This window comes from Phnomibacter ginsenosidimutans (assembly GCF_009740285.1).
Classification (GTDB): domain Bacteria; phylum Bacteroidota; class Bacteroidia; order Chitinophagales; family Chitinophagaceae; genus Phnomibacter; species Phnomibacter ginsenosidimutans.
On the sequence record NZ_CP046566.1, the window covers coordinates 265,151 to 287,468 of the forward strand.

General features: G+C 47.4%; 16 protein-coding genes. 6 read left to right on the forward strand and 10 right to left on the reverse strand.

Annotation, left to right across the window (positions count from 1 at the left end; all coding sequences use genetic code 11):
- Positions 1-11 precede the first annotated feature (11 nt).
- The gene (locus GLV81_RS01105; protein ID WP_157476068.1) at positions 12-920 is read left to right on the forward strand and encodes a hypothetical protein; all 909 of its coding nucleotides are present in this window, start codon (positions 12-14) and stop codon (positions 918-920) included.
- Between the two features lie 8 nt (positions 921-928).
- On the opposite strand, the gene GLV81_RS01110 is transcribed toward GLV81_RS01105, so the two are convergent.
- The 8 genes from GLV81_RS01110 to GLV81_RS01140 all read right to left on the reverse strand — a co-directional run bounded on the left by GLV81_RS01110 (position 929) and on the right by GLV81_RS01140 (position 12,354).
- The gene (locus GLV81_RS01110; RefSeq protein WP_157476070.1) at positions 929-2,071 is read right to left on the reverse strand and encodes an FG-GAP repeat domain-containing protein; all 1,143 of its coding nucleotides are present in this window, start codon (positions 2,069-2,071) and stop codon (positions 929-931) included.
- 2 nt (positions 2,072-2,073) lie between these two features.
- Positions 2,074-4,020 carry a VCBS repeat-containing protein gene (locus GLV81_RS01115; RefSeq protein ID WP_157476072.1) on the reverse strand — a complete coding sequence of 649 codons (1,947 nt, stop codon included), beginning with the start codon at positions 4,018-4,020 and terminating at the stop codon, positions 2,074-2,076.
- Positions 3,974-4,255, reverse strand: coding sequence for a hypothetical protein (locus GLV81_RS01120; protein ID WP_157476074.1), 282 nt, complete (start codon positions 4,253-4,255; stop codon positions 3,974-3,976). Before GLV81_RS01120 ends, GLV81_RS01115 begins: the two co-directional genes overlap by 47 nt.
- Before the next feature lie 6 nt (positions 4,256-4,261).
- Positions 4,262-6,307 carry an FG-GAP-like repeat-containing protein gene (locus tag GLV81_RS19095; protein WP_197428824.1) on the reverse strand — a complete coding sequence of 682 codons (2,046 nt, stop codon included), beginning with the start codon at positions 6,305-6,307 and terminating at the stop codon, positions 4,262-4,264.
- On the reverse strand, positions 6,264-7,598 hold the full coding sequence (locus GLV81_RS19100) for an FG-GAP repeat domain-containing protein (RefSeq protein WP_197428825.1): 1,335 nt from the start codon (positions 7,596-7,598) through the stop codon (positions 6,264-6,266). The genes GLV81_RS19095 and GLV81_RS19100 overlap by 44 nt, the downstream gene beginning before the upstream one ends.
- A gap of 162 nt (positions 7,599-7,760) precedes the next feature.
- The gene (locus GLV81_RS01130; protein WP_157476076.1) at positions 7,761-9,347 is read right to left on the reverse strand and encodes a RagB/SusD family nutrient uptake outer membrane protein; all 1,587 of its coding nucleotides are present in this window, start codon (positions 9,345-9,347) and stop codon (positions 7,761-7,763) included.
- Between the two features lie 33 nt (positions 9,348-9,380).
- Complete coding sequence (locus GLV81_RS01135) at positions 9,381-11,840, reverse strand: SusC/RagA family TonB-linked outer membrane protein (protein WP_197428826.1); 2,460 nt, start codon at positions 11,838-11,840, stop codon at positions 9,381-9,383.
- Positions 11,818-12,354 (reverse strand): carboxypeptidase-like regulatory domain-containing protein, encoded by a 537-nt coding sequence (locus tag GLV81_RS01140; protein WP_157476080.1) that lies wholly within the window; start codon positions 12,352-12,354, stop codon positions 11,818-11,820. Before GLV81_RS01140 ends, GLV81_RS01135 begins: the two co-directional genes overlap by 23 nt.
- Before the next feature lie 364 nt (positions 12,355-12,718).
- Here GLV81_RS01140 and GLV81_RS01145 point away from each other — a divergent pair, with 364 nt between their 5' ends.
- The 3 genes from GLV81_RS01145 to GLV81_RS01155 all read left to right on the forward strand — a co-directional run bounded on the left by GLV81_RS01145 (position 12,719) and on the right by GLV81_RS01155 (position 15,348).
- Entirely contained in the window at positions 12,719-13,717 is a 999-nt protein-coding gene (locus GLV81_RS01145; RefSeq protein ID WP_157476082.1) for a LacI family DNA-binding transcriptional regulator, read from the forward strand.
- Positions 13,718-13,925: 208 nt separating this feature from the next.
- Complete coding sequence (locus tag GLV81_RS01150; protein ID WP_157476084.1) at positions 13,926-14,915, forward strand: aspartate-semialdehyde dehydrogenase; 990 nt, start codon at positions 13,926-13,928, stop codon at positions 14,913-14,915.
- Between the two features lie 82 nt (positions 14,916-14,997).
- Complete coding sequence (locus tag GLV81_RS01155) at positions 14,998-15,348, forward strand: hypothetical protein (protein ID WP_157476086.1); 351 nt, start codon at positions 14,998-15,000, stop codon at positions 15,346-15,348.
- 51 nt (positions 15,349-15,399) lie between these two features.
- Here GLV81_RS01155 and GLV81_RS01160 read toward each other — a convergent pair whose 3' ends face one another.
- Together GLV81_RS01160 and ligA are read right to left on the reverse strand one after the other, a co-directional pair.
- On the reverse strand, positions 15,400-16,077 hold the full coding sequence (locus tag GLV81_RS01160; RefSeq protein ID WP_157476088.1) for a DUF2461 domain-containing protein: 678 nt from the start codon (positions 16,075-16,077) through the stop codon (positions 15,400-15,402).
- Positions 16,078-16,092: 15 nt separating this feature from the next.
- Positions 16,093-18,225 (reverse strand): NAD-dependent DNA ligase LigA, encoded by a 2,133-nt coding sequence (ligA, locus tag GLV81_RS01165; protein ID WP_157476090.1) that lies wholly within the window; start codon positions 18,223-18,225, stop codon positions 16,093-16,095.
- A gap of 191 nt (positions 18,226-18,416) precedes the next feature.
- Between ligA and GLV81_RS01170 the strand changes: the two genes are divergently transcribed.
- Together GLV81_RS01170 and GLV81_RS01175 are read left to right on the forward strand one after the other, a co-directional pair.
- On the forward strand, positions 18,417-19,157 hold the full coding sequence (locus tag GLV81_RS01170; protein ID WP_197428827.1) for an NUDIX hydrolase: 741 nt from the start codon (positions 18,417-18,419) through the stop codon (positions 19,155-19,157).
- Between the two features lie 157 nt (positions 19,158-19,314).
- A complete protein-coding gene (locus GLV81_RS01175; protein ID WP_197428828.1) occupies positions 19,315-22,239 on the forward strand; it encodes an alpha-amylase family glycosyl hydrolase in 2,925 nt (974 codons plus the stop codon).
- The last annotated feature ends 79 nt before the right edge of the window (positions 22,240-22,318 follow it).

The following is a 22,318-nucleotide window of genomic DNA, read 5'->3' on the forward strand; positions in this document are numbered from 1 at the left end:
TTGATTGTTGTATGAAAAAAGGAATCATCGTTGTAAGTGTGTTGCTGTTAGTGCTGGTATTGCTGTTGCAATTTGTTTGGACTGCACCTAAAAATGTAACGACTCAAGCTTCTTTTAAAGTAAGTGCTGCCGCCGCCAACCGCTTGTTGGGCGACACCGCCATTTGGCAAAAAATTCAAACCACTACCGCTACGCCAAATGCTGTTGACATGAAACCTGTAATGGCGGGCATGGGGCAGGTAGTACTGCGGGTAAAACACGAAGCACTGGATACGCTGTCGCAAATATTGCTGGTGGAGTTGGGCAAAGATTCTGTGATTCTGAATTGGGAAACTCCATTGCCTGCCAGCAACTGGTTTTGGCAACATTGGCAGCAACGCAACCATGCAGCAACTTTACAAGCCGCACAACAACACTTGGCTACACAGCTAAAAGCTTATTTGGAAAACACACAGCAAGCTTACGGTTTCAATATTGTAAAAGGCCAAATGACTGACAGTATTGTGGTGACCAAATCCTTTGAAACAGCATCGCGGCCCGACCTGCCAATGATTTATGCGCAACTGGCTGAGTTGGAAAAATTTGCCAGTGCCAACGGCGCAGGCTTCACCAATCCGCCCATGTTGTTTGTACAAACCGATGGACAATCATACAGAACACAGGTGGCACTACCCGTGAACAAATGGTTGCCCGAACATCCGGTGTATAAAACCAAACGCATGGTGTTGGGCAACAACCTGACGGCAGAGGTAACGGGCGGTCAGCAGCAAATACGAGCCTGCTTTGCGGCTATGTATCAGCATGTGGCAGATTACAACCGCATTATGCCTGGCATACCTTACGAAATGTTGCTCAACAACCGCCTCAGCACCGATAGCAGTAAGTGGCAAACACGGGTGTATTTTCCGATAATGGAATAGTGTAACGCTTACCGATTGCTGAAAGCCATGAGCACGGCCGGGGCATTGTTGCGGGCAATGACGAACGCCTGCCTGCCGCCAACTTTGATGGGCAATATTTTTCTGCTTTCGCCGGCAACAATCAATCCATTCAGCAACTCAATACGGAATTTGCCCTTGCCTTCATTGACGAGCAGGGTGCCAAAGTCGGCATCGTTTCTACCCAACTGCATGGTATTGTCGTAAAAGTTGCCCAGCAATAACACATCGGGAAGTGTATCGCCATTGGCATCCACTACACAGGCATCTTTATAACAACTCAACTGCGCCAACCAAGGCAATGCAACAGCCTCGTATTGCCCTTTGCCTTTGCTCAGGTACAAGCTGTTGGCCAGCGAGGTGGCGGAGAGGTGAAGGCCTTTGCTCAATGCATTGTTCGGAAAAATGTCAGCCAAATTGGCCTTGGCAAAATCTTCGGCATAGAGGTATTGTTTTTTTAAGATGGGCAGCTGACGTTGCAATTCATCTTTTGCCGCAAAGGGTACTTCTTTTCCATCGAGATAGTAGGTGAGAATTTGCTCGGTAGTACCATTGCCATCCACATCTGTAACGTACATGCGTAGGGGCTGAGTACTGCTGGCAGTAAGGCGGCTGTTGAGACCCAGGTTGCCGGCAATAATATCTGGCTGACCATCTGCATTTACATCTACCGGCAACATCATATTCCACCACCCGGTTTCGGGCCCGATGAGTTGCTTGCTCAGCTTTCCTTTATTATTTACATACATCTGCAAGGGTTGCCATTCGCTGCTGATGAGCAAATCGGGTTGTGCATCGCCGGTCATGTCTGCCCAGCGGGCATGTGTTACCATACCTGCAGTGGTTGGATCAGGTGCTGCAGTTGCCGTTACATCGGTAAATTTTCCGCTGCCATCGTTTTGCAACAAATAACTGCGGGGTGTTTTGCCATAGGCAAAAGGTTCGCACCTGCCACCAATAAACAAATCAATTTTTCCATCGCCGTTGAAGTCGGCAGCAGCCATGCTGCCCGCATTCAAAAACACATTGTTGAATGCATCTTCTTTTTTCTGCAAGCCATTGCCTGTATTCAAATACACCCGTGGTGCTATCATGGGAGAAGTGCCATAAAACTCATTGCCGCCACTGGCCACAATCAAATCTTTTTACCATCACCATTCACATCGGCCATGCAGGCATCCACATCTTCGCACATGCTATCGGCTGCCAATGCTACTTGTGGCGAAGGCACAAACCGACCATTGGCTTGCTGTATAAACAACGCATTTTTAAAACCACGTGATGCACCAAAAAACACATCATCCAAACCGTCACCAGTGAGGTCGCCTACAGCCAATGCAGGGCCGTCGGTACTCGTCATGTGCGGTATGAGTTGCTCCCGGTTAAACTCCTGAAACAGGTTTTCAGTATGATCGTACGACAAGCCCGATGATACCGTAAGGTCTTCAACAGGGAAAGTCGGATTGGAGAACGCACCGGAGAGTTGTGCAAAATTGAAACGCGGCAAACCTGCTTGCCATTGTATGATTTGCTCGCCGGATTTTAGTTGGATGCGTTGCACTGTTCTGTCGGGCCAAATAAGTAGGGCCGAATCAACAGAGCCATTCAGCCCCACATGCAGCGGTACATCCATCGAACTCATGTAGCCATGCACAGGCTGCTTTTCGTACGTACGTATTTGCTGTTGTTGATACAATACCAACTTGGCGCCATAGGCTTTTTCATTGCCTGGTGCTCCTTTCAACTGCAGCGATGCATGCTGTTTACGCTTGTCTTCACTCAAGGTATTTTCATACAGCATGGCAGCATCTGCAATGTTGTTCACTACCATGTCAATGTCACCATCATTGTCAAAATCTGCATACGCTGCACCATTGCTAAAAGTAGGTTTGCTGTTGCTTACGGCCGAAGACTCATTGTTGAATTTGGCATCGCTGGTGTTACGGAAAAAATAGTTGGGCAGTTTTATTTCGGGGAAGCGATCTATCACGGCAAAGTCGCTGTCGGTGAGTTGATTGCTGCTCATCTTGCGCTGCATGTTATCGTTGGAAATAAAGTTTACCCAATCGATATCATTCAATCTTTTCGGAATGCCATTGCTAATGAACAAGTCTTTCCAGCCATCGTTATCAAAGTCGGTCCAGAGGCAACTCCAGCTCCAGTCGGTAGCTGCAATGCCACTGTACAAACCTACTTCGCTAAAGAGATTGTTGCGCCGGTTGAGTTGCAAATTGTTGCGGGTAAAAAACGGATGATACCCGTAGCGCAGCTTCATTTGAAAAATATCATAGCTGTCTTCGCCGAGGCTGCGTTTTTGCATGTAATGATCGGCCGGCAGCATATCCATGCTGATGATTTCCGGAAAGCCATCGTTGGTTACATCAGCCACATCCACACCCATGGTAAACTGGCTGGTATGCATGGTGCGTAGTTGTATTTCATCTACAAACTTGCCATCGCCGGTGTTGATGTAGAGGTAATCATTTTCATGAAAATCGTTGCCCACGTAAATGTCAGGCCAGCCATCGAGGTTGACATCACTCACGGCCACACCGAGCCCGTAACCAATGGCGCTGCTGTTGATGCCGCTTTCTTTGGTTACATCCGTATACCGGTTGCCATCTCTGCGGTACAGGCGGTCGCCGCTGATGGCATCGTAGGTATTGAGAAACTGACTGCGCTGCGCAAATCTGCCAACGTGACTCGGCGCATGGTTCAGCAAAAACATATCCAAATCGCCATCCATGTCGTAATCAAAAAAAACAGCTTGTGTGCTCAGTCCGGCAAAGTCGAGCCCGTAAGCAGCCGCTTCATCTTCGTATACAGGCATACCATTGTTGATGCCTTTACATACCAGCAACTGATTTTTGCCTTTGAGAATTTCATAGTTGCTGGCCCGGCATACATACAAGTCGGGCAGGCTGTCGCTGTTGATGTCTACCACACTTACACCTGTGCTCCAGGCACCATCGTTGGGTATATTGGCAGCAGTTGTAACGTCTTCGAATTTCAGCTGGCCTTTGTTGAGAAACATTTTATTGGCCTGCTGATTGCCGGCAAAGAATACATCCTGTAAAACCATCGTTGTTGAAATCGGCTGTAGCTACACCGGCACCGTTGTAGAAATACATGTAGTTAAACATGTTGAAATCTGCAGTCGGCTTGAGGGTGTTGGCAAATTGCAAACCCGTTTCATCGGCAGTACGGAGTGTAAACGATAATTGGGTTGCTATAGTTTCTTGCTGTTTGCTTTTGCAAGCCAGCAATGTTGTCAGCAACATCACCAATAATGCATGTATAGAACGAGCCTTCATCATAACACATTAGTTTTTGGCAGGCTTGTTATTGCGTTGAATCATCACCGGTGTATCGTTGTTGCGCAGTACCAGATACTGCATGGTTTTGCCGACAATGGGTTGAATGTCTTTAATGGCACCCCGAATTTGTATGCCACTGATGGCAGGTTCAATCCAGGTGAAATTACCTTTGCCATTGTTGATGAGCACATGGCCAAAGCTGGCATCAAAGCGGCCAAACTGTGGCATGGTGGCGTATTGGTTGCCGCCCATAATGATGTCCGGAAAACTGTCGCCGTTTACATCGCTTACACAAATGGCATGCACACTGGAGAGCTGCACTTGCATGGGCAATGCCTGCAGGGTAAACTTGCCGCTGCCATTGTTGATGGCTACTGCTGATTGCGCATAGTTGCAGGTATATTGTTTGCCTTTGGCCAATTGTTCTGGGCTAAACAATTCCTGAATGCTCTTACTGGCAAAAGCTTCAAACCGCAGGTTTTGTTTTTTGAGTGAAGGCATCTGATCGGTTAAATCACGTTTCAGGAATACGGGCACATCTTTGCCATTCACAGTACGGGTGAGTATTTTATCGTACAACTGGTTGTTGTCAAAATCGCCAAACCACAATTTCATTGGTGCAGCAGCCGATGGTTTCAGGTAGCCATTTTCACCCATGTTGCCCAGCACCAAATCAAGGTCGTTGTCGCCATCCAAATCTGCCATGGCCATGCTTTGCCAATAGCCAAATTGTTGTTCCAATCCTGTATTGATGATGGTCGCTTTTCCGCTGGCAAAACTGAATGCCTGCACACCAGAAAATTCACCCACAGTAATCAGCTCAGGCTTTCCGTCGGCATTGATATCGCCTACGCTGGCAGCACTTACAAAACCGAGTGTAGCAGCCTGCGGAAACAATTCAGCCGTAGCGTCTTCAAACAAACCAGAACGGTTGTTGATGAGCAACTGATGCCGCGGTGGCGCACCATAGTTTTGCGGCACACATTTGCTGCCAATAAAAAAGTCAGGGAAATTATCGGCATTTACATCAATGATAGCAATGCTGCTGCTGTTGCCATCATTAGCCGGCAAGGCTTCTGCGTTGAGGCTAAAGTTGCCTTTGCCATCATTTACATACAATCGGTTTTGCATTTCACGTATACCCGATTGCAAATGATTGCCACCACTGCCTACCAACAGGTCCATATCGCCATCGGCATCTACATCAGCAAATGCTACAACTACATCTTCAAACTGCGCCATCAATTCAAAAGCAGGTTGTTTGCTCTTCGTAAATCCAGAACCGTTATTGATGTACAGTTGACCTGCTTGCCCGGCAGCGCCGCCAATGTACACATCCTGTTTGCCATCGCCATTCACATCTGCTACGGCAGCTCTCGGTCCTTCCTTGCTCTGCATGATGGGCATGTTCCTTTCTGTATAAAAATCTACATAGTTGTCTTCCTGATGTTTGTCGAAGTTGGTGGCTACTGCTTGCAGCACCGGTGGCGGCAACTTACGGGCCGGTGGAATGTAGGCTGCTGCATCATCGGGCCAGCGAATGTGGTGTGTGCGGTTTACCGCTGGTTGAATCATGCGGGTAAATGTTTTGTCGGGCCAAATGATGTGCACACTATCTGCCGCTTTGTTGCCCAAGCCAATCACGGATTTGTAATCAATGCTGCTTTGAAAGCCACGGCTGGGAATGATTTCGCGGCTGATGATTTGATCGCCTTGAAATACCTGTATGCTGCTGCCTACGGCAAAAGTATTCTTGCCTTTTCCTTGCAGCGCAAAAGAAATGTATTGTTGATTGTTTTGCTGGCGGCTGTTGTTCTGGTACACAAATGCGGGTGCGTTCACATTACTCACTATCGGATCAAGGTCGCCGTCATTATCAAGGTCGCCGTAGGCAGCACCGTTGCTAAAAGATGGATCGCTAAAGCCCCAGCCGTCGCCGGCATCTTCAAAGCGCAGGTTGCCTGTGTTGCGAAAGGCTTTGTTTTTTTGCGGCCTGCTCGGCATTTTATCAATCACTTCCTGCACTTTGTCTTTGTTGCCGGTTTGTACCATGCGTTGTATTACATCGTTGGCAAAAAAGTCGATAAAGTCCCTGATCGGTCAAGTCTCGGGTTATGCCATTGCACACATACAAATCATTAAAGCCATCATTGTCAGCATCAAAAATTAAACCGCCCCAACTCCAGTCGGTAGCTGCTACCCCGCTGTAATGCGCCACATCGGTAAACTTACCGTTGCGGTTGTTGATCTGTAGAGTGTTTTGCATGTACTGATGATAGAAACCTAAATTGAGTTTGAGGTTGTACACATCATAGTTTTCAAAACTCGTTGTCGTCTTGAGGCGTTGGTCATCGCCGGGCAGCATGTCGGTTACAAAAATGTCGGGATAGCCATCGTTGTTTACATCCGCCAGGTCGGCACCCATGCTGCTTTGGCTAATGTGTTCTGTCCAGTCTTCCAGCTCTTCATGAAAAGTGCCGTTTTGCTGGTTGATGTAGAGATAGTCTCTTTCGTAGAAATCGTTGCTTACATAAATATCAGGATAGTGATCGCCGTTTACATCGCCCACTGTTACGCCCAATCCAAAGCTGATGAGGCTGCCATAAATATTGGCAGCTTCGCTTACATCGGTAAAGCGGCCGCCATCGTTGCGCATCAGGTAGCTGCCGCCTCCTTTAAACTGATCTTTCACCGGCCAGTCTTTGGCCCGTAAATCGCGGCGATTGCTGTTGTTCAGCGTATTCACCGGCATAAAACTGTTGTTGAGAATATAGCAGTCCAAATCGCCATCGAGGTCGTAATCAAAAAAGGCGGCATGCGTGGTGTAACCGTCGTTGTCTAATCCATAAGCGGCTGCACTGTCGGTAAATGTGCCATTCTTGTTATTGATGAACAAGGCATTGTTGGTGTTGCGGCCTTTTTCGTAGCCAGCATTGCACACATAAATATCCAGCCATCCATCGGCGTTTACATCGGCCATTACTACACCGGTGCTCCACTTGTTGGTTTCGGTTATGCCCGCCTTTTCACTGATGTCTTCAAAGTGCATTTTGCCTTTGTTGAGGTACAGTTTATTGGGCCCCATGTTGGCAGTAAAGAATACATCGGGGAGGCTATCGTTGTTGATATCGCCAATGGCCACACCACCACCGTTGTAAAAATTCCGATAACTAAATATGTTGAACTGTTCGTTATCGGTTATTGTATTGGTGAAGTTGATGCCGGTACTATCCGCATCCATTTTTTTAAAAAGCGTATTGGCTTCTTTGGTGGAAGATGAACTGCAGGCAACAGTCATCAGCACAGTACCAACCACACAGGCCTGAAAGATAGTTTTCATCATGATAAGCAGTCAATTCTTGGGGCTACTGAAGAAGGCTGAAAGATAAGGAGCCAACAGCATGAATCTACAGTAGCCGGTTCATAAACACACAAGCGCTTCTACTTAAAAACAAAGCCACCCGAAGGTGGCTCTGTATCAAAAACTGTGCTTATGAAAAGTCGATTAGTATCCGGGGTTCTGAGTGAGGTTGGGGTTTACCGCCAACGCTGCATTCGGAATGGGGAAATACAAATACTTTGGATCAGAAGCGGCAGGCTTCAGGGTACGGGCGGCGAGGAAGGTACCAAAGCGAATCTGGTCCATTCTTCTCCAACCATCCCAGTAGAATTCACGCTGACGCTCATCCAGAATTTGTCCGGCAGTCAAGGTACCAGTCAACGCATTAGCACCACGCTTGGCACGTACAATATTGATGGTGGTTTGAGCACCGCTGGCATTGCCACTGCGGAACTGAGCTTCGGCTTTCATCAGGTAAGCATCTGCCAAACGATAGATTACATAATCGTTGTCTGCCTGACCATCATTTGCAGCACCATAATCGATTGGGTAGCGGTATACACGGATACCAGTTACTTCCAGGTTGGCACCAGACTCTTGTACGGCTACAGTTGAGGTGAACGCCAAAGGAGCACCTTTACGATCTTTCAATGCTGTGTCGTTGGCCAGGTCGTATTGCTGTCCAACGAGAAAACCAGTGTTGATGCGGTTGCCTGTGTTAGGTAAAGATGCTAGTCCTGTAGGATAAGCCACACCACGACGTTGATCTGTAGAGTCAAACTTGTTATACACGTCGGCCAACGTGCTGAAACCGTTCCAACCGCTCTTGTTCATGTTGTAGTGGTTGGTTTTGTACCAGGCAGAACGCAGGTTACCACCACGGGCACCACCAATGTTTTCGTTGGTAAAAATGTTTTCAGTAGAAATAGCACCGTTGTTGGGGGCGTAGTTGTCCCACACATTGTTCGACAGGCTGTAACGGCCTGAATTGATGATGCCATCAGCAAGGCTGATTACTTCGGCCATATCGGCTGCGGCAAAAGTAGGTGCCTGACGATTGGCGTAAGTGCCTTTTTGTAGAAGTAATTTCATCAGCAACATGTCAGCTGCATCTTTTGTAGCACGGGTGGCAGTAGCACGGCCGGTTGAAGCTGGCAAATTGTTTTTTGCGGCGCGTACTTCACTGATGATAAAATTTATCGCATCTACACCCTTGTATACTTTTGGAGCATTCAAGAGGTTTTCTCCTGGATCTCTGAACGGTACCTGACCATACAAATCAAGTACAGTGAACATGACAAATGCTCTCAGAAATCTTGCTTGTGCTTCAATACTTGCTTTATTAGAAGCAGTGCTGGTAGGAGCAAGGCCTATGATATTGGTGGTATTAAATACTTGCTGCAAAAGATTGTTGAAAACACTCAGCACTTGCTGATGGTCTGCATTCCAGTTGTGGGTGTGTATCACACGCCAAACACCATTGTCATCCCAGTCGCCACCACGGGTGGGTACCAGCGATTCATCAGAGCTGTTTTCCATCAGTGAGGTTACTAAATCTTGCGTTTGCATTGATTGCAAACCGTCGTATGCACCCTGAATTAGACTATTGAGGTCCACAGTTGCTTGGATATAAGCGTTGGCTTGATCATTGGTAGCGGTACTGTTCAAGCCTTCTTCGAGTTTGGTACACCCGCTACCCATTAAGGCTGCTGCTATAGCAATCAAACTTAGTTTTTGAAAATTATTTTTCATTTTGTCCTGTTTAATTTGGTTCTACAATCACAATTAAAGGCCAAACCGGAAGCCAGCCTGAATAGTACGGGCAGCAGGGTAAGGCAGGTATTCAATACCAAACGAAGGAACGCCGCCAATGTTTTTATCTGTGTTTACTTCAGGATCGAAACCGCTGAACTTGGTAATCACAAACAGGTTTTGTGCAGTCAGGAACACGTTAGCATTTTTGATTTCCTTGCCAATATTGCCCAGGTTGTAAGACAGCGAAACGTTGGCCATGCGGAGGAAGTCGCCTTTCTCAAGATAGCGGCTTGATGCCTTGATGGGGTTGGCCAGCGCTTCTTTAGGATTGAGGCTCATCAATGAAGTAGCGATGTTGCGGGTACCCAGATTACCAACAGGCAGTACGGCATTCAGGGTGTTGTTGTACAGTTCATGACCAAATGCACCATTCATGTTTACTACCAAAGTCAGTTTTTTCCAGTTCGGATCGGTGCTTAAGCCCAACAGCATAGAAGGGTTAGGATCACCAACAAACTCAGGCGTTTCCAATGAGCCACCAGCATAGGTACCCAAACCATCTTTGTCTAAACCCAGAAAACGGCGAGTGTAGAATGCATTGAGCGGCTGGCCATTGTCAATACGCTGAGCGAAGGCACCTGTCAAACCCTGACCACTGATTTCACCAGTCAAAATTGGCGGGCCGCTGTAGTTATCAAATACATTCTTCAGGAATGCAGCATTCACGGTGAAATTCCAGTTCAGATCTTTCTTGCGAATGATGTTGGTACCCAACGATACTTCCAACCCAGAGTTGGTGATGGTAGCATCTTTAATGTTCTGCCAAATAACAGCACCCGGTGCAGGCTGAATGGCTGTGAACGAGAACAAAACATCGCTGGTAACCCTATTGAAGTAATCAATGTTACCAAACACACGGCCTTTAGCCAAAGTAAAGTCAAGACCAATATTCAGCTGTTTGGTGGTCTCCCACTTCAGGTTATCGTTACCCCAAATAGTCAACTGGATACCACCAGCATTGGGCAGGTACGAATACTGGGTTTGAGCAGATCCTGCAGGGAAAGCCTGGTTGCCTGTCAATCCATAAGAAGCACGGAGGCGAAGGTTTTGGATGCTGCTGCTGTTCTTCAGGAATTTTTCGTTGGTAATGTTCCATGCTACTGAACCAGAAGGGAAGTAGCCGTACTTGTTATTGGCACCAAATCGGCTCGATCCATCAGCACGGAGAGTACCGCTGATGATGAAGCGATCATCGTAGTTGAAACCAATACGGCCGAAGTAAGATTGCAAAGAAGCATCCGGGTCTTCAAAAGAACTGATAGCACGGTTAGAAGCAGGAGCGTTCTGCAGAATATTGTAGAAAGGCACATCATCGTTAGTGAATCCAAGAGCAGAAGTGCCGGCACCGCTAAACTTGAAGTCCTGATATTCGTAACCCAACAAAGCATTCATGTTGAGCTTCTTGGTCAGGTCTTTGTTGTAGCTGAGGGTATGCTGCAATACAGTGGTGCTCATTTGAGTGTTGCCCTGATATCCCTGGCCTAAACCTTCTACACCCACAATAGTGATGTAGCGTTTCATTTCGCTTTGACGAATACCTGTTTGTCTGTTCAGGCTTACATTGAAACGGTAGTCCAAACCGTCAGCAATTTTGTAGCCAACACCGGCAATACCCATTATGCTAGATATGTTTGAAATATCCGTGTAACCACGCTGCATAGCCAATGGGTTTACGATGGTAGAACCAGGAATGATGTTCAACGAACCATTGCTGTTGTACAAATTCTGTGTAGGGTTCCACTGCAAAGCCATACCAATCAGGTTGCCCTGAAAACCTGCGTTGTTTGTAATTGGAGCAATGTTTTCCTTGGCCTGTCCTGCAAATACGTTGAAGTCGAGGCTGAGGCGACGGTTTCTCAAGAACTTGTACTGACCATTGGCATTTACCGTAAAACGCTTCATATCGGTTTTGTCTACAATACCTTGCTGACCAAGGTAGCCGAGAGAAATACGGTATTTACCGTTTTCGCTACCACCGCTAATGCCTACGTTGTAGTTCTGAGTAACAGCAGTTCGCAAAATTTCGCTAAGGGCATCAGCATTGCCACCGAGGTCGCCGCTGGTAATGTTGTAGCTCTTCAAAGCTGCACGGTAGCCACTAGCATCGAGGATGTCGAACTTACGGGCCACGCTGCTTACAGCAACAGATGAGCTTACATCTACCTTGGCAGCACCAGAGCTACCCTGCTTGGTAGTAATCATGATAACACCGTTGGCACCACGAGAACCGTAGATAGCAGTGGCAGAAGCGTCTTTCAACACTTCCATGCCGGCAATGTCAGCACTGTTGAAGAAATACAAGGGGTTTGATTCTGGCGTAACACCCAGACCGGCGGGAGAAAAACCGGGGCGGGCCAAGCGACCATCCAAGGGAATACCATCCACTACAAACAGTGGGTTGTTGCCACTACGGATAGAGCTTGTTACCACGAATACGGATGGTAGTAGCAGCACCGGGGGCACCACTGTTGGTTACCACCTGCAAGCCAGCTACTTTACCCTGAATCAGTTGATCAGGAGCTGCCATCACACCTTGGTTAAAGTCTTTGGCCCTTACAGAGCTAACGGCAGAAGTAAGGTCACGTTTACGAACGGTACCATAACCTACAACCACTACCTCATTCAGGTTGTTGCCAGACATGGCGGTCAGCACCACATCGATAGTGGTACGGTCGCCTACGGCTACTTCCTGATTTTGGAAGCCTACCGAGCTGAATACAAGTGTTGCACCGTTGGGCACAGACAGCGAATAGGTACCACTACCGTCGGTAGAAGTACCGGTTTTAGAACCTTTGACGATTACGGAAACACCTGACAGACCGGCCCCTCCCTGGGCATCTGTCACCTTACCGCTCACCGTCTTGTTTTGTGCAAATGCCGGAACTGACAAGCAGAAGAACCCGGCAATTAGCCCCAGTAGCAGGGGCGCAATTGTACGTTTCATAAGCAAGAATTGTTTGGTCTTTTTTTATGTGAACAATAATGGAACGCCGTTTGGACTTTCAAAGCCACATGGTGGGCACATGTGTTCCTGATACACATTATGGATAAGCCAGAAAAAAAGCCTGGTACAGGCAGCAATCTCAAGCAGTAATCAGTAATGGCAGCAGTCGTTCGCTTTTGAAATTATTTTAAAATTAACAGAAGCTTGAGGAAAAACAAATAAAAGATTCCTTATGCGACTGCAAACGTTTGTGGCAATGTTTGCGAAAATAATTGCAGTGCAAAAATGGTAAACTCCCTAATTTGCTGTTGATCTTGCTTGTAAATGGAGGCGTCAAAGCGTCCCATCCAAAACGATTATTGCCATGAGAAATAATGCTACCCTGAAGAAAATTTCAGACCACCTCAACGTGAGTATATCTACCGTGAGCCGTGCCCTCAAAGACCACCCCGATGTTTCGCCCGAAACCAAAAAGCGGGTTAAAGAACTGGCCACTTTAATGGATTATGAGCCCAATGCATTTGCCGTAAACCTGCGCAAAAAACACTCCAACATATTTGCCATTGTCGTGCCGGAAATCAGCAATTTCTTTTACCACTCCTTTGTGCAGGCAGTAGAAGAAGATGCCCGCAGGATAGGGTACTCGGTGATGATTTTGCAATCTATGAACGACCCCGAAGTAGAAGAACAAAACCTGCGTTTGTGCAGGCACAATCACGTGGCGGGCATTTTTGTTTCCATTACCAACAAAACCACCGATATGACGCCTTTCAAAAAACTGGAAGCGATTGATATACCGTTGGTTTTTTTCGACAAAGTACCTACCGAAGACACGTTTAACAAAGTGAGCATTGCCGATTATGAAAGTGGATGGATGGCAGCAGAACACCTGCTACGGACGCCGGCTAAAAATGTACTATTGGTAATGGGCAATAACAAATTGTCCATCACCCGGCGCCGCGAGGAAGGCTTTACCGATTATTATCACAAAACGCAAAGCAAGAAGAAATTATCAGTGGCTTACGCCGATCATGCGGAGGAAGCCCGCCAGGTAGTGATGGATTATTTTGCCCAACATGCAGGAGAGCAAACAGCCATCTTCTCCATGAGTGATGAAATTATGTGTGGCGTTCTTAAAGCCGTGCATGCATTGAATCTGCAACTGCCGTCCGATGCCATGTTGCTCACCATTAGCAATGGTTTTTTGCCTACGCTGTTTACACCCGAAATTAGTTTTGTAAAAACAAGTGGTTACGACTTGGGCAAACTCAGTTTTGTACGCATGCAAGAAATAATGGGGGGCAAAAAATTTGTGCGGGAAAATTTTCTTACCAGTAGCTATTATCCCGGTGGCTCCATGTAATTTTTTTGCCGAAGCCATTATTTTGATTTTATTTTGCCGCCACAATGATGAATTTGAAACATACAAAACGTACCAAGAAACCGACAACGGACGGAAGGTAACCTGTGTGTATGTGTAAGAATATAACTGCAGCCTTCCGTCAAAAGCGGAGGGCTGTTTTCATTGTAGCACAAGCCATCGTTTATCACATTTAAAAACACAAAACAAAATGAAAGTAGCCGTAGTAGGCGCCACAGGATTGGTGGGCACAAAAATGCTGCAGGTATTGGAGCAGCGCAATTTCCCCGTTACAGAACTCATTCCCGTTGCCAGCGAAAAATCGATTGGTAAAGAAGTAACATTTAAAGGAAAAGCCTATAAAGTGGTTGGCTTTGCCGAAGCCATCGCTGCTAAACCTGATGTGGCGTTGTTCTCAGCCGGCGGCAGCACTTCATTGCAGTTGGCTCCCGAGTTTGCTGCGGCAGGCATCACCGTTATTGATAACTCTTCTGCATGGCGCATGGATGCTACTAAAAAGCTGGTAGTACCCGAAGTAAACGGCAACGTGCTCACAGCCGAAGACAAGATTATTGCCAACCCAAACTGCTCTACCATTCAAATGGTGTTGGTACTGAAACCGCTACATGATAAATATCGCATTAAGCGGGTAGTAGTAAGCACTTACCAAAGTGTAACCGGTACCGGTGTAAAAGCGGTGAACCAACTGATGAATGAACGGGAAGGCAAAGAAGGAGAGATGGCATACAAATACCCCATTGACCTGAATGTAATTCCGCAGATAGATGTTTTCCTCGACAATGGCTATACCAAAGAGGAAATGAAAATGGTGAATGAAACCAAAAAAATTATTGGCGACGACAGTATTCGGGTGACTGCTACAACCGTTCGCATTCCCGTTATGGGCGGCCATAGCGAAAGCGTCAACATAGAGTTTGAAAATGATTTTGATTTGAGTGAAGTAAGGGCTATTCTGGCAGCTGCGCCAGGTGTAGTGGTAGAAGACGATCCTGCCAATCAGGTGTATCCTATGCCGCTCAATGCTCACGACAAAGACGAAACTTTTGTGGGCCGAATTCGCCGCGATGAAACGCAGCCCAATACCCTCAACTGCTGGATTGTAAGCGACAACCTGCGCAAAGGTGCTGCAACAAATGCTGTACAAATTGCGGAACATTTGCAATCTGTAGGCTTGTTGTAATGGCAGGTGCTATGGCATGAGAATATTGAATAAATTCACACCAATAAAACTCAACAGATTTTATATGGCAGCATACACAACAATGACCACAGCTCAGGAAAGCACCAGTGCTACGGCGCCTTCTGCAGCTTTTTCTTCAGCAGAAATGGCCATGCTCATGATGGCGGCATTTGCAGGCACGGCAATGTCTAAAAGCATGCGGAAGCAATATCGCAGCATGATGCGTAAGGCATTTTGGATGGCAGCAAAACAGAAGCTGAATCGTTTGTTTGGAAATAAGCAAGATCAGATTGCAGGCATGGAGCCTTGGCTGTTTATACTATTGGTAGTTGCAGCTGCAGCAATTGGTGTTGCCTTATTTGGCTTGTGGGGCTTTATTGTGATTTTGGCACTGGCCGCAATTATCTATCTCTTGTTGAAACAATCTATGTAATCGATTTTAGTACAACCAAAATAAAAAGAGGAACCAACTGGTTCCTCTTTTTTATGCGTCTGTATCCAGCGCCTGATTGATAAACTGCACCAGCGGATAGAGGTCTTTAAATTGTTTGACAATCGTTGCAACCATGTTTTTGTCTGTGAGCAACTTATCGGGCAGGGGAGCACTAGCAATAAAGCTTTTCAGTTTCAGGTATTCAATGGCTTCATTATCCGCTTCATACCCTTTTGGTGGACGTGAGAGTACCACGCCTTCTCCACGTTCAAAATCGCCAAACGTGCTGGCAAAACTTTTGTGTTTCAGTACTTTCTTCAGGTCGGCAAAAGAGTAATCAATTTCTTGCCGGATTTTCTTGAGCTCTGGCGCCATCGGCATCCAAATGCCGCCAGCCATAAAAGCCTGGCCGGGTTCTATGTGTATATAATAGCCTGCACAATCCATGGCTTTTTTGCCACCCTTAGAAATGTACATGGCCATATTGGTTTTGTATGGCGCTTTGTTTTTGCTAAACCGAACATCGCGGTTGATGCGGAAGATGCACTCTTTCGCCTCCAAATGTGCTACCGATGCATCAAAAGCTGCAATGCCTTTTAGTACTTCGCTGCTGAGGTGAATGAAATCAGCACGGGCTGCTTCGTATTGTTTGCGGTGCTCATCAAACCAGGGCTTGTTGTTGTTGAGCTTGAGCTGTTGTAAAAATTGTATGGTACTTGCTTGTAACATGTTTGTATTGATGTTTTATTCGGCTTCCATCATGGCCAGAAATTCATCTTCAGAAAGAATGCTGATGCTCGGAATTTTTTTGGCTTTTTCCAGCTTGCTGCCGGCATCTTCGCCTACTACCAGGTAGTTGAGCTTGCTGCTTACGCCACCCAGTATTTGTCCGCCTTTGGCTTCTACCATGGTTTCTGCCTCACTACGCTTGAATTTAGATAACGTACCGGTAAACAAAAAGGTTTTGCCACTCAGGTTGCCTGCTACAGGTTGGCTGATTTCTGATGCCTGCATACTAATGCCCAATGCTTCCAGTTGCTGCAGCATGTGTATGTTTTGCGCATTGCCAAAAAACTGTACAATGCTGCCTGCTACTTTGGGGCCAATGTCTTCCAGCTGCATTAAATCGTCCACAGATTTATGTTGCAGCTCCATTAAATGTTTTACGGAGCGGGCCAGTGTTTTGGCCATGGTTTCACCCACGTGGCGAATGCCCAACGCATAAATCAGCCGGTGCAGTGGCTGTTGCTTCGATTGCTCAATGGAGCTTTCCAGATTGGTGATTGACTTTTTCCCAAAACCATCAAGGCTCGCAATGCTACCGAAATCTAATTGGTACAATCCGGGAATATCCTGCATCAATCCAAGCTCGTAGAAACGACGCACTTGCTGCTCGCCAAAGCTTTTAATATCCATCGCATCTTTACTCACAAAGTGAATGATGCGTTCTACCGATTGTGCCGGGCATTCGGCATTTACACAACGCCATACGGCTTCGCCTTCTTCTTTAAACAAACTGCTATTGCACACGGGGCATTCGGTAGGAAAACGAATGGCTTGTTCGCTGCCATTTCTAAACTCTGGCTGCGACCGTACAATTTGCGGAATTACATCGCCGGCTCTTTCTACCAGCACCCGGTCGCCAATCATGAGTTGTTTTTCCCGTATGTAGTCTTCGTTGTGTATGCTGATGCTGCTCACTGTAACGCCGCCAATATGCACGGGTGCTATTTTGGCTACAGGTGTTACAGCACCTGTTCTTCCCACCTGAAACTCTACCGCCTGCAAGGTGCTGGTAGCCTGCCTGGCTTTGAATTTATACGCTATGGCCCACCTTGGATGATGGGTGGTCATGCCCATTTTTTCCTGCAAGGCCAGGTCGTTTATTTTAATCACCAGTCCGTCTATTTCGTAGGGCAGGTCGTCGCGGTGAGCTTCAAACCAGGCGCAGTGTTCTATCACGGCTTCAATGCCTTGCACCACTTTCACTTCTTGCACGGGGCTGCGAAAGCCGCACTGCCACAGCATTTGCAGCATGCCCTGGTGCGTAGTAGGCAATGCTTGTGTACCTGCTGGCGCAAATAAATTCGGGGCACCGGCAGCTGCTTTGCCCGTGGTATAACTTACGTGGTAAAAGAAAGCTTCTAGGTTGCGCTTGCCCACTTCTGCGGGGTCTTTCATGCGGAGCGAACCCGCAGCGGCATTGCGGGGGTTGGCCAACGGGGGGATGCCTTCTTCGGCCAGTTTTTTGTTGTAGGCTGCAAAGTTTTTCTTGCTCATCAGCACTTCACCGCGAAATTCTATGGTGTCAATGCCGAAGTTGGAGAAGGCTGCCGTGAGTGGCATGTTCCTGATTTGGCGGGAGTTTACCGTTATGTCATCGCCCTGCACTCCATCGCCACGGGTGGCACTACGGCTGAGCTGGTCGTGTTCAAAAATGACGGAGATGCTAGCGCCGTCAAACTTGGGTTCGATGCAATATTCCAAGGTGCTGAGGCCTGAGCTTTCTCTGGCTTTGCGGTCCCAATCCAGTAAGTCTTCAGCATTGTAACTGTTTTCCAAACTCAGCATGGGTACCAGGTGGCTCACGGTTTCAAAGCCCTGGTTGAGGCTGCTGCCCACCCGCTGCGTAGGCGATGTGGCCGTTACCCAATCGGGATGTGCTGCTTCGGCCGCTTGCAGTTTTTTGTACAGCATGTCGTATTCCACATCGGCAATCAGCGGATCGTTGAGTACATAGTAGCGGTGCTCATGAAACCGCAGTACCTGTCGCAATTCCTCCGTTGAAGTACTGGTATTGCAGGATTTTTCGCCTTGCATCCACTGGCTGGTAAGCTGCGTGTAATGGGCAATTTCGTGAGGTAGTACAAAAGACATGTAAGCATTTTTGATAGGTACAAAAAGGACTGCGGCGAAATAACAAAACTGTGGCCACATGTTTGGCTACCAACAGGATTGCCAAAATACTCCAAAGAGAATGTGCAGAGCTTTTGCAGAAAAAACATGTAAGCAATACACATTCAATTTAGTTTCGTGGCCCCTAGCTTGCCTACGAATTGATTGCTGACATGAAAAGTTCTGCTTCTGCTGCCGGTGCTGCAGCCCCACATTTAATTGCCGATGCCGTACAGTTGGTACAATCGTACCCGCAAATGCCGCTTACGGTAGACTGTGTGATTTTTGGTTTTGAAGAAAACAAACTGAAAGTGCTGCTCATCCGAAGCGACCTGGAAGTGTACAAAGGCAAATGGTCGCTGCTGGGAGATATTGTAAAAAGCACAGAAGAGCTGGACGATGCCGCTTATCGGGTACTGAGAGAAAGAACCGGTATGACCGATGTGTACCTGAAACAGGTGCAAACTTTCAGTAAGCTCAATCGTCACCCGGGTGGCAGGGTAGTGACGGTTGCCTATTGCTCCTTGCTCAACATTCGCCACCATGAGCTCCAGATAACGGACAACGAACTGCACTGGCAAAGTGTACGGTCGCTGAAAGACATGGCTTTCGACCACAAAGAAATTATTGATGCTTGCTACAACTGGTTGCAAAAAAGCATTCAGGAACATCCACTGGGCTTCAACCTGCTACCCGAAAAATTCTCGTTGCGGGAACTGCAAAACCTGTACGAAGCCATCCTGAATGTGGAGCTGGACCGCCGCAACTTCCGCAAAAAGTTCTTCAGCATGGACTTTTTGATAGACACCGGCGAACTGGAAGAAGACGTAAAACACCGCCCCGGCAAGCTGTACCAATTCAACTTCGACAAGTACGAAAAGAGCAAACGCAAGTGGATCGGGATTGATTTTTAACCCCGCCTTTTGTTGAAGCCAAAACGGAAATTTTCCGTACAGGATGAAAAATTTCTTGCTTATGTGTAAAAAATACACATTTTTGTACTCCGGTGCTTGCAAACGATTTCAAATACCCTTGTCCGACGATTGTAAATCCTAAATGGAGCTTGTACGTATGAAAACCAAAATACTATCACTGGTAGTATTGTTGATGGGCCTTAGCACACTGCTGCAGGCTCAATTACTCTCACTTTCCAACCAGTTTCCGACCGAAAACGGAACCGTTACGGTCATCATGGATGCCAATTTTGGCAACAAAGGATTGCTCAATGCCACACCCAGCAATGTGTACGTACATACGGGTGTCATCACCAACCTGAGCACATCGCCCACTTCATGGCGGTATGTAAAATTTAGCCAGAACTTCAACCAGCCCAATCCGAGCTTGCAGGCCACTTCATTGGGCAACAACCGCTGGCAGTTTACCATCACCGACATCCGCAATTTTTACGGTGTACCTGCCGGGGAGCAAATCCAGAAAATAACTATTCTGTTTAGAAATGGCGCCGGTACGCAAGTGCAGCGCAATGCCGATGGCAGCGACATGTACATTCAGGTATATGGCAGCGGCTTGCAAACGGCTATCACCAACCCCTTCAAGGCACCCACCTTTACACCTACTACAGAATCCATCAGCAAAACCCTTGGAGAATCCATCAGCATCAGTGCCGCTGCCAGCCAGTCGGCCAACATGCGGTTGTACTACAATGGGGCGCAAATAGCTTCTCAAAACGGTGTTACCAGCATTAGTGCCACACCTACCATTACAGCGGCAGGCCAGCAACTTATTAAAGTAGAAGCAGACAATGGTGGCACACCTGTGGCAGATAGCATTGAATTTTTTGTAACGCCGGCTACAGTGGTGGAAGCGCTGCCGAATGGTATGCAAGATGGTGCCAATTACTCCAACGATCAAACCAGTGTAACGCTGGTATTATATGCGCCCAATAAAACCAGTGTGGCTGTGGTTGGCGACTTTAATAACTGGACCCAAACCCTACAACACCAAATGAAACGTACGCCCGATGGCTTGCGTTATTGGGTAACGATCAATGGATTGACGCCGGGGAATGAATACGCCTATCAGTATGTGATTGACAACAACCTTCAGGTGGCCGATTACATGACCGAAAAAATATTGGACCCATGGAATGATCCATACATTAATGCCGCACCCTATACCAACCGCTATCCGAATTTGAAAGCATACCCTACGGGCAAAGCATCGGGTGCCGTAAGTGTGTTGGAGCCGGGCAAAGCAACCTACAACTGGAGTGCTGCTACTACCGGTTTTCAAAAGCCAGATAAACGCAACCTGGTGGTGTACGAACTGCTGCTCCGCGACTTTGTAGCCAACAGCAGCTGGAATACGCTGCGTGATACTTTGGCTTACATCAGCAAGCTGGGTGTAAATGCCATTCACCTGATGCCATTCACCGAGTTTGAAGGCAATAACAGCTGGGGCTACAACCCTGCATTTATGTTTGCGACTGATAAGTTTTATGGTCCGGAAAATACCCTGAAAGAATTTATCGACAGCTGTCACGGTCGTGGCATCGCCGTTATTCTCGATTTGGTTTTGAACCACCAGTTTGGCCTGAGCCCCATGGTGCAGATGTATTGGGATGCCGCCAACAACAGGCCTGCTGCCAACAGCCCATGGTTCAATACCGAAGCGAAGCACCCCTTTAATGTGGGCTACGACATGAACCATGAAGCTCCTGCTACTGCCAAGTTTGTAGAAGATGTCATGCGCCATTGGCTGACCAAATTCAAGCTGGATGGCTTTAGGTGGGATTTGAGCAAAGGCTTTACACAAACCTTTAATACGGATGCCGGCGCCTGGAGCCAGTACGACCAAAGCCGGGTGAACATCTGGCAACGCATTTACAATCAAAGTCAGGCTATATCGCCCAATTGCTACATGATTTTGGAACACCTGGGCGTAGATCAGGAAGAAGCCACACTGGCCAATATGGGTATGCTGTTGTGGGGCAAAATGACCGACCAATACAATGAAGCCAGCATGGGCTACACCGGTAGCAGTTCCAATTTTGAACGGGCGTTTCATACCACCCGCTGGAGCAGCTTTGGTGGCAACAATACCCCACACCTGATGGCCTATGCCGAAAGCCACGATGAAGAAAGACTGGCATTTAAAAATGTACGATTTGGCAACTCTGGACCGAGCCATAATACCAAATCGCTGTCGGTGTATGCCCGCAGAATGCAGTCAGTAGCGGCATTTTTATTTACCACGCCAGGGCCAAAAATGATGTGGCAGTTTGGAGAACTCTCTTATGACAGCAGCATCAACATGTGCGAAAACTTTACCATTGGCGACTGCCGAACCTCACCCAAGCCGCCGGCATGGGCCATGCCCAACCCACTATCTCCTGCTTCGCCCATTAATTACAACGCCAACACCTTTAGGCGTACCCAGCGGGATATGTTTGGAAAAATCATTTCGCTGCGTACCAAATACCCGTCTTACCTGCCCACGTTTGTAACCAACGATGTAGACTTTAGCCTGAACGGGGCATTTAAATGGCAGCGTATCAAAAGCAATGCCCTGAAGCTGGTAGTAATGGGCAATTTTGATGTGCAGGCTCAGTCGGGCATTGTTCAGTTTCCAACTACCGGTACCTGGTATGTGTATGCCCACAACCTGCAGGCCTTCGAAACTTTTACAGCCGTAAATGCGGGGCTGTCTGCTTCCGGAATAACCATTAATGCAGGAGCTGAATCACAAACCTTCAATTTGCCGGCAGGTGCCTTTATCATTTTTACTGATAAGGATGTAACGGCGGTGGTTACACAATTCACATTTACAGGCAATGGCAACTGGAGCAACCCGGCCAACTGGCAGGGAGGCAATATTCCGCCATCGGTGTTGCCGGCAGGTTCTACCATCACTGTCAATCCAACGGCAGGTGGTGAGAGTGTGCTGGATGTAAGCCTGACCGTGCAGCAAGGTGCAACGCTACAGGTAGCTGCGGGTAAAACACTGCGCATAACCGGCAACCTCATAAGACAATAACAAAACACAATTGCAGCCGAACGGCTGCGTAACCTGACACACTGCTATAACTGATTTAAGTCATAAAAAGGGTGAATGA

Excerpts from the sequence above, each read along its gene's own strand:
- GLV81_RS01175 (WP_197428828.1), top strand. The coding sequence starts at position 19,315 with ATGAAAACCAAAATACTATCACTGGTAGTATTGTTGATGGGCCTTAGC.
- GLV81_RS19100 (WP_197428825.1), bottom strand. The coding sequence starts at position 7,598 with ATGATGAAAACTATCTTTCAGGCCTGTGTGGTTGGTACTGTGCTGATG.
- GLV81_RS19095 (WP_197428824.1), bottom strand. The coding sequence starts at position 6,307 with ATGGTACAAACCGGCAACAAAGACAAAGTGCAGGAAGTGATTGATAAA.
- GLV81_RS01170 (WP_197428827.1), top strand. The coding sequence starts at position 18,417 with ATGAAAAGTTCTGCTTCTGCTGCCGGTGCTGCAGCCCCACATTTAATT.
- GLV81_RS01140 (WP_157476080.1), bottom strand. The coding sequence starts at position 12,354 with ATGAAACGTACAATTGCGCCCCTGCTACTGGGGCTAATTGCCGGGTTC.
- GLV81_RS01155 (WP_157476086.1), top strand. The coding sequence starts at position 14,998 with ATGACCACAGCTCAGGAAAGCACCAGTGCTACGGCGCCTTCTGCAGCT.
- GLV81_RS01115 (WP_157476072.1), bottom strand. The coding sequence starts at position 4,020 with ATGGTTTTACAGGATGTATTCTTTGCCGGCAATCAGCAGGCCAATAAA.
- GLV81_RS01145 (WP_157476082.1), top strand. The coding sequence starts at position 12,719 with ATGAGAAATAATGCTACCCTGAAGAAAATTTCAGACCACCTCAACGTG.
- GLV81_RS01150 (WP_157476084.1), top strand. The coding sequence starts at position 13,926 with ATGAAAGTAGCCGTAGTAGGCGCCACAGGATTGGTGGGCACAAAAATG.
- GLV81_RS01105 (WP_157476068.1), top strand. The coding sequence starts at position 12 with ATGAAAAAAGGAATCATCGTTGTAAGTGTGTTGCTGTTAGTGCTGGTA.
- GLV81_RS01160 (WP_157476088.1), bottom strand. The coding sequence starts at position 16,077 with ATGTTACAAGCAAGTACCATACAATTTTTACAACAGCTCAAGCTCAAC.
- GLV81_RS01120 (WP_157476074.1), bottom strand. The coding sequence starts at position 4,255 with ATGATGAAGGCTCGTTCTATACATGCATTATTGGTGATGTTGCTGACA.
- GLV81_RS01130 (WP_157476076.1), bottom strand. The coding sequence starts at position 9,347 with ATGAAAAATAATTTTCAAAAACTAAGTTTGATTGCTATAGCAGCAGCC.
- ligA (WP_157476090.1), bottom strand. The coding sequence starts at position 18,225 with ATGTCTTTTGTACTACCTCACGAAATTGCCCATTACACGCAGCTTACC.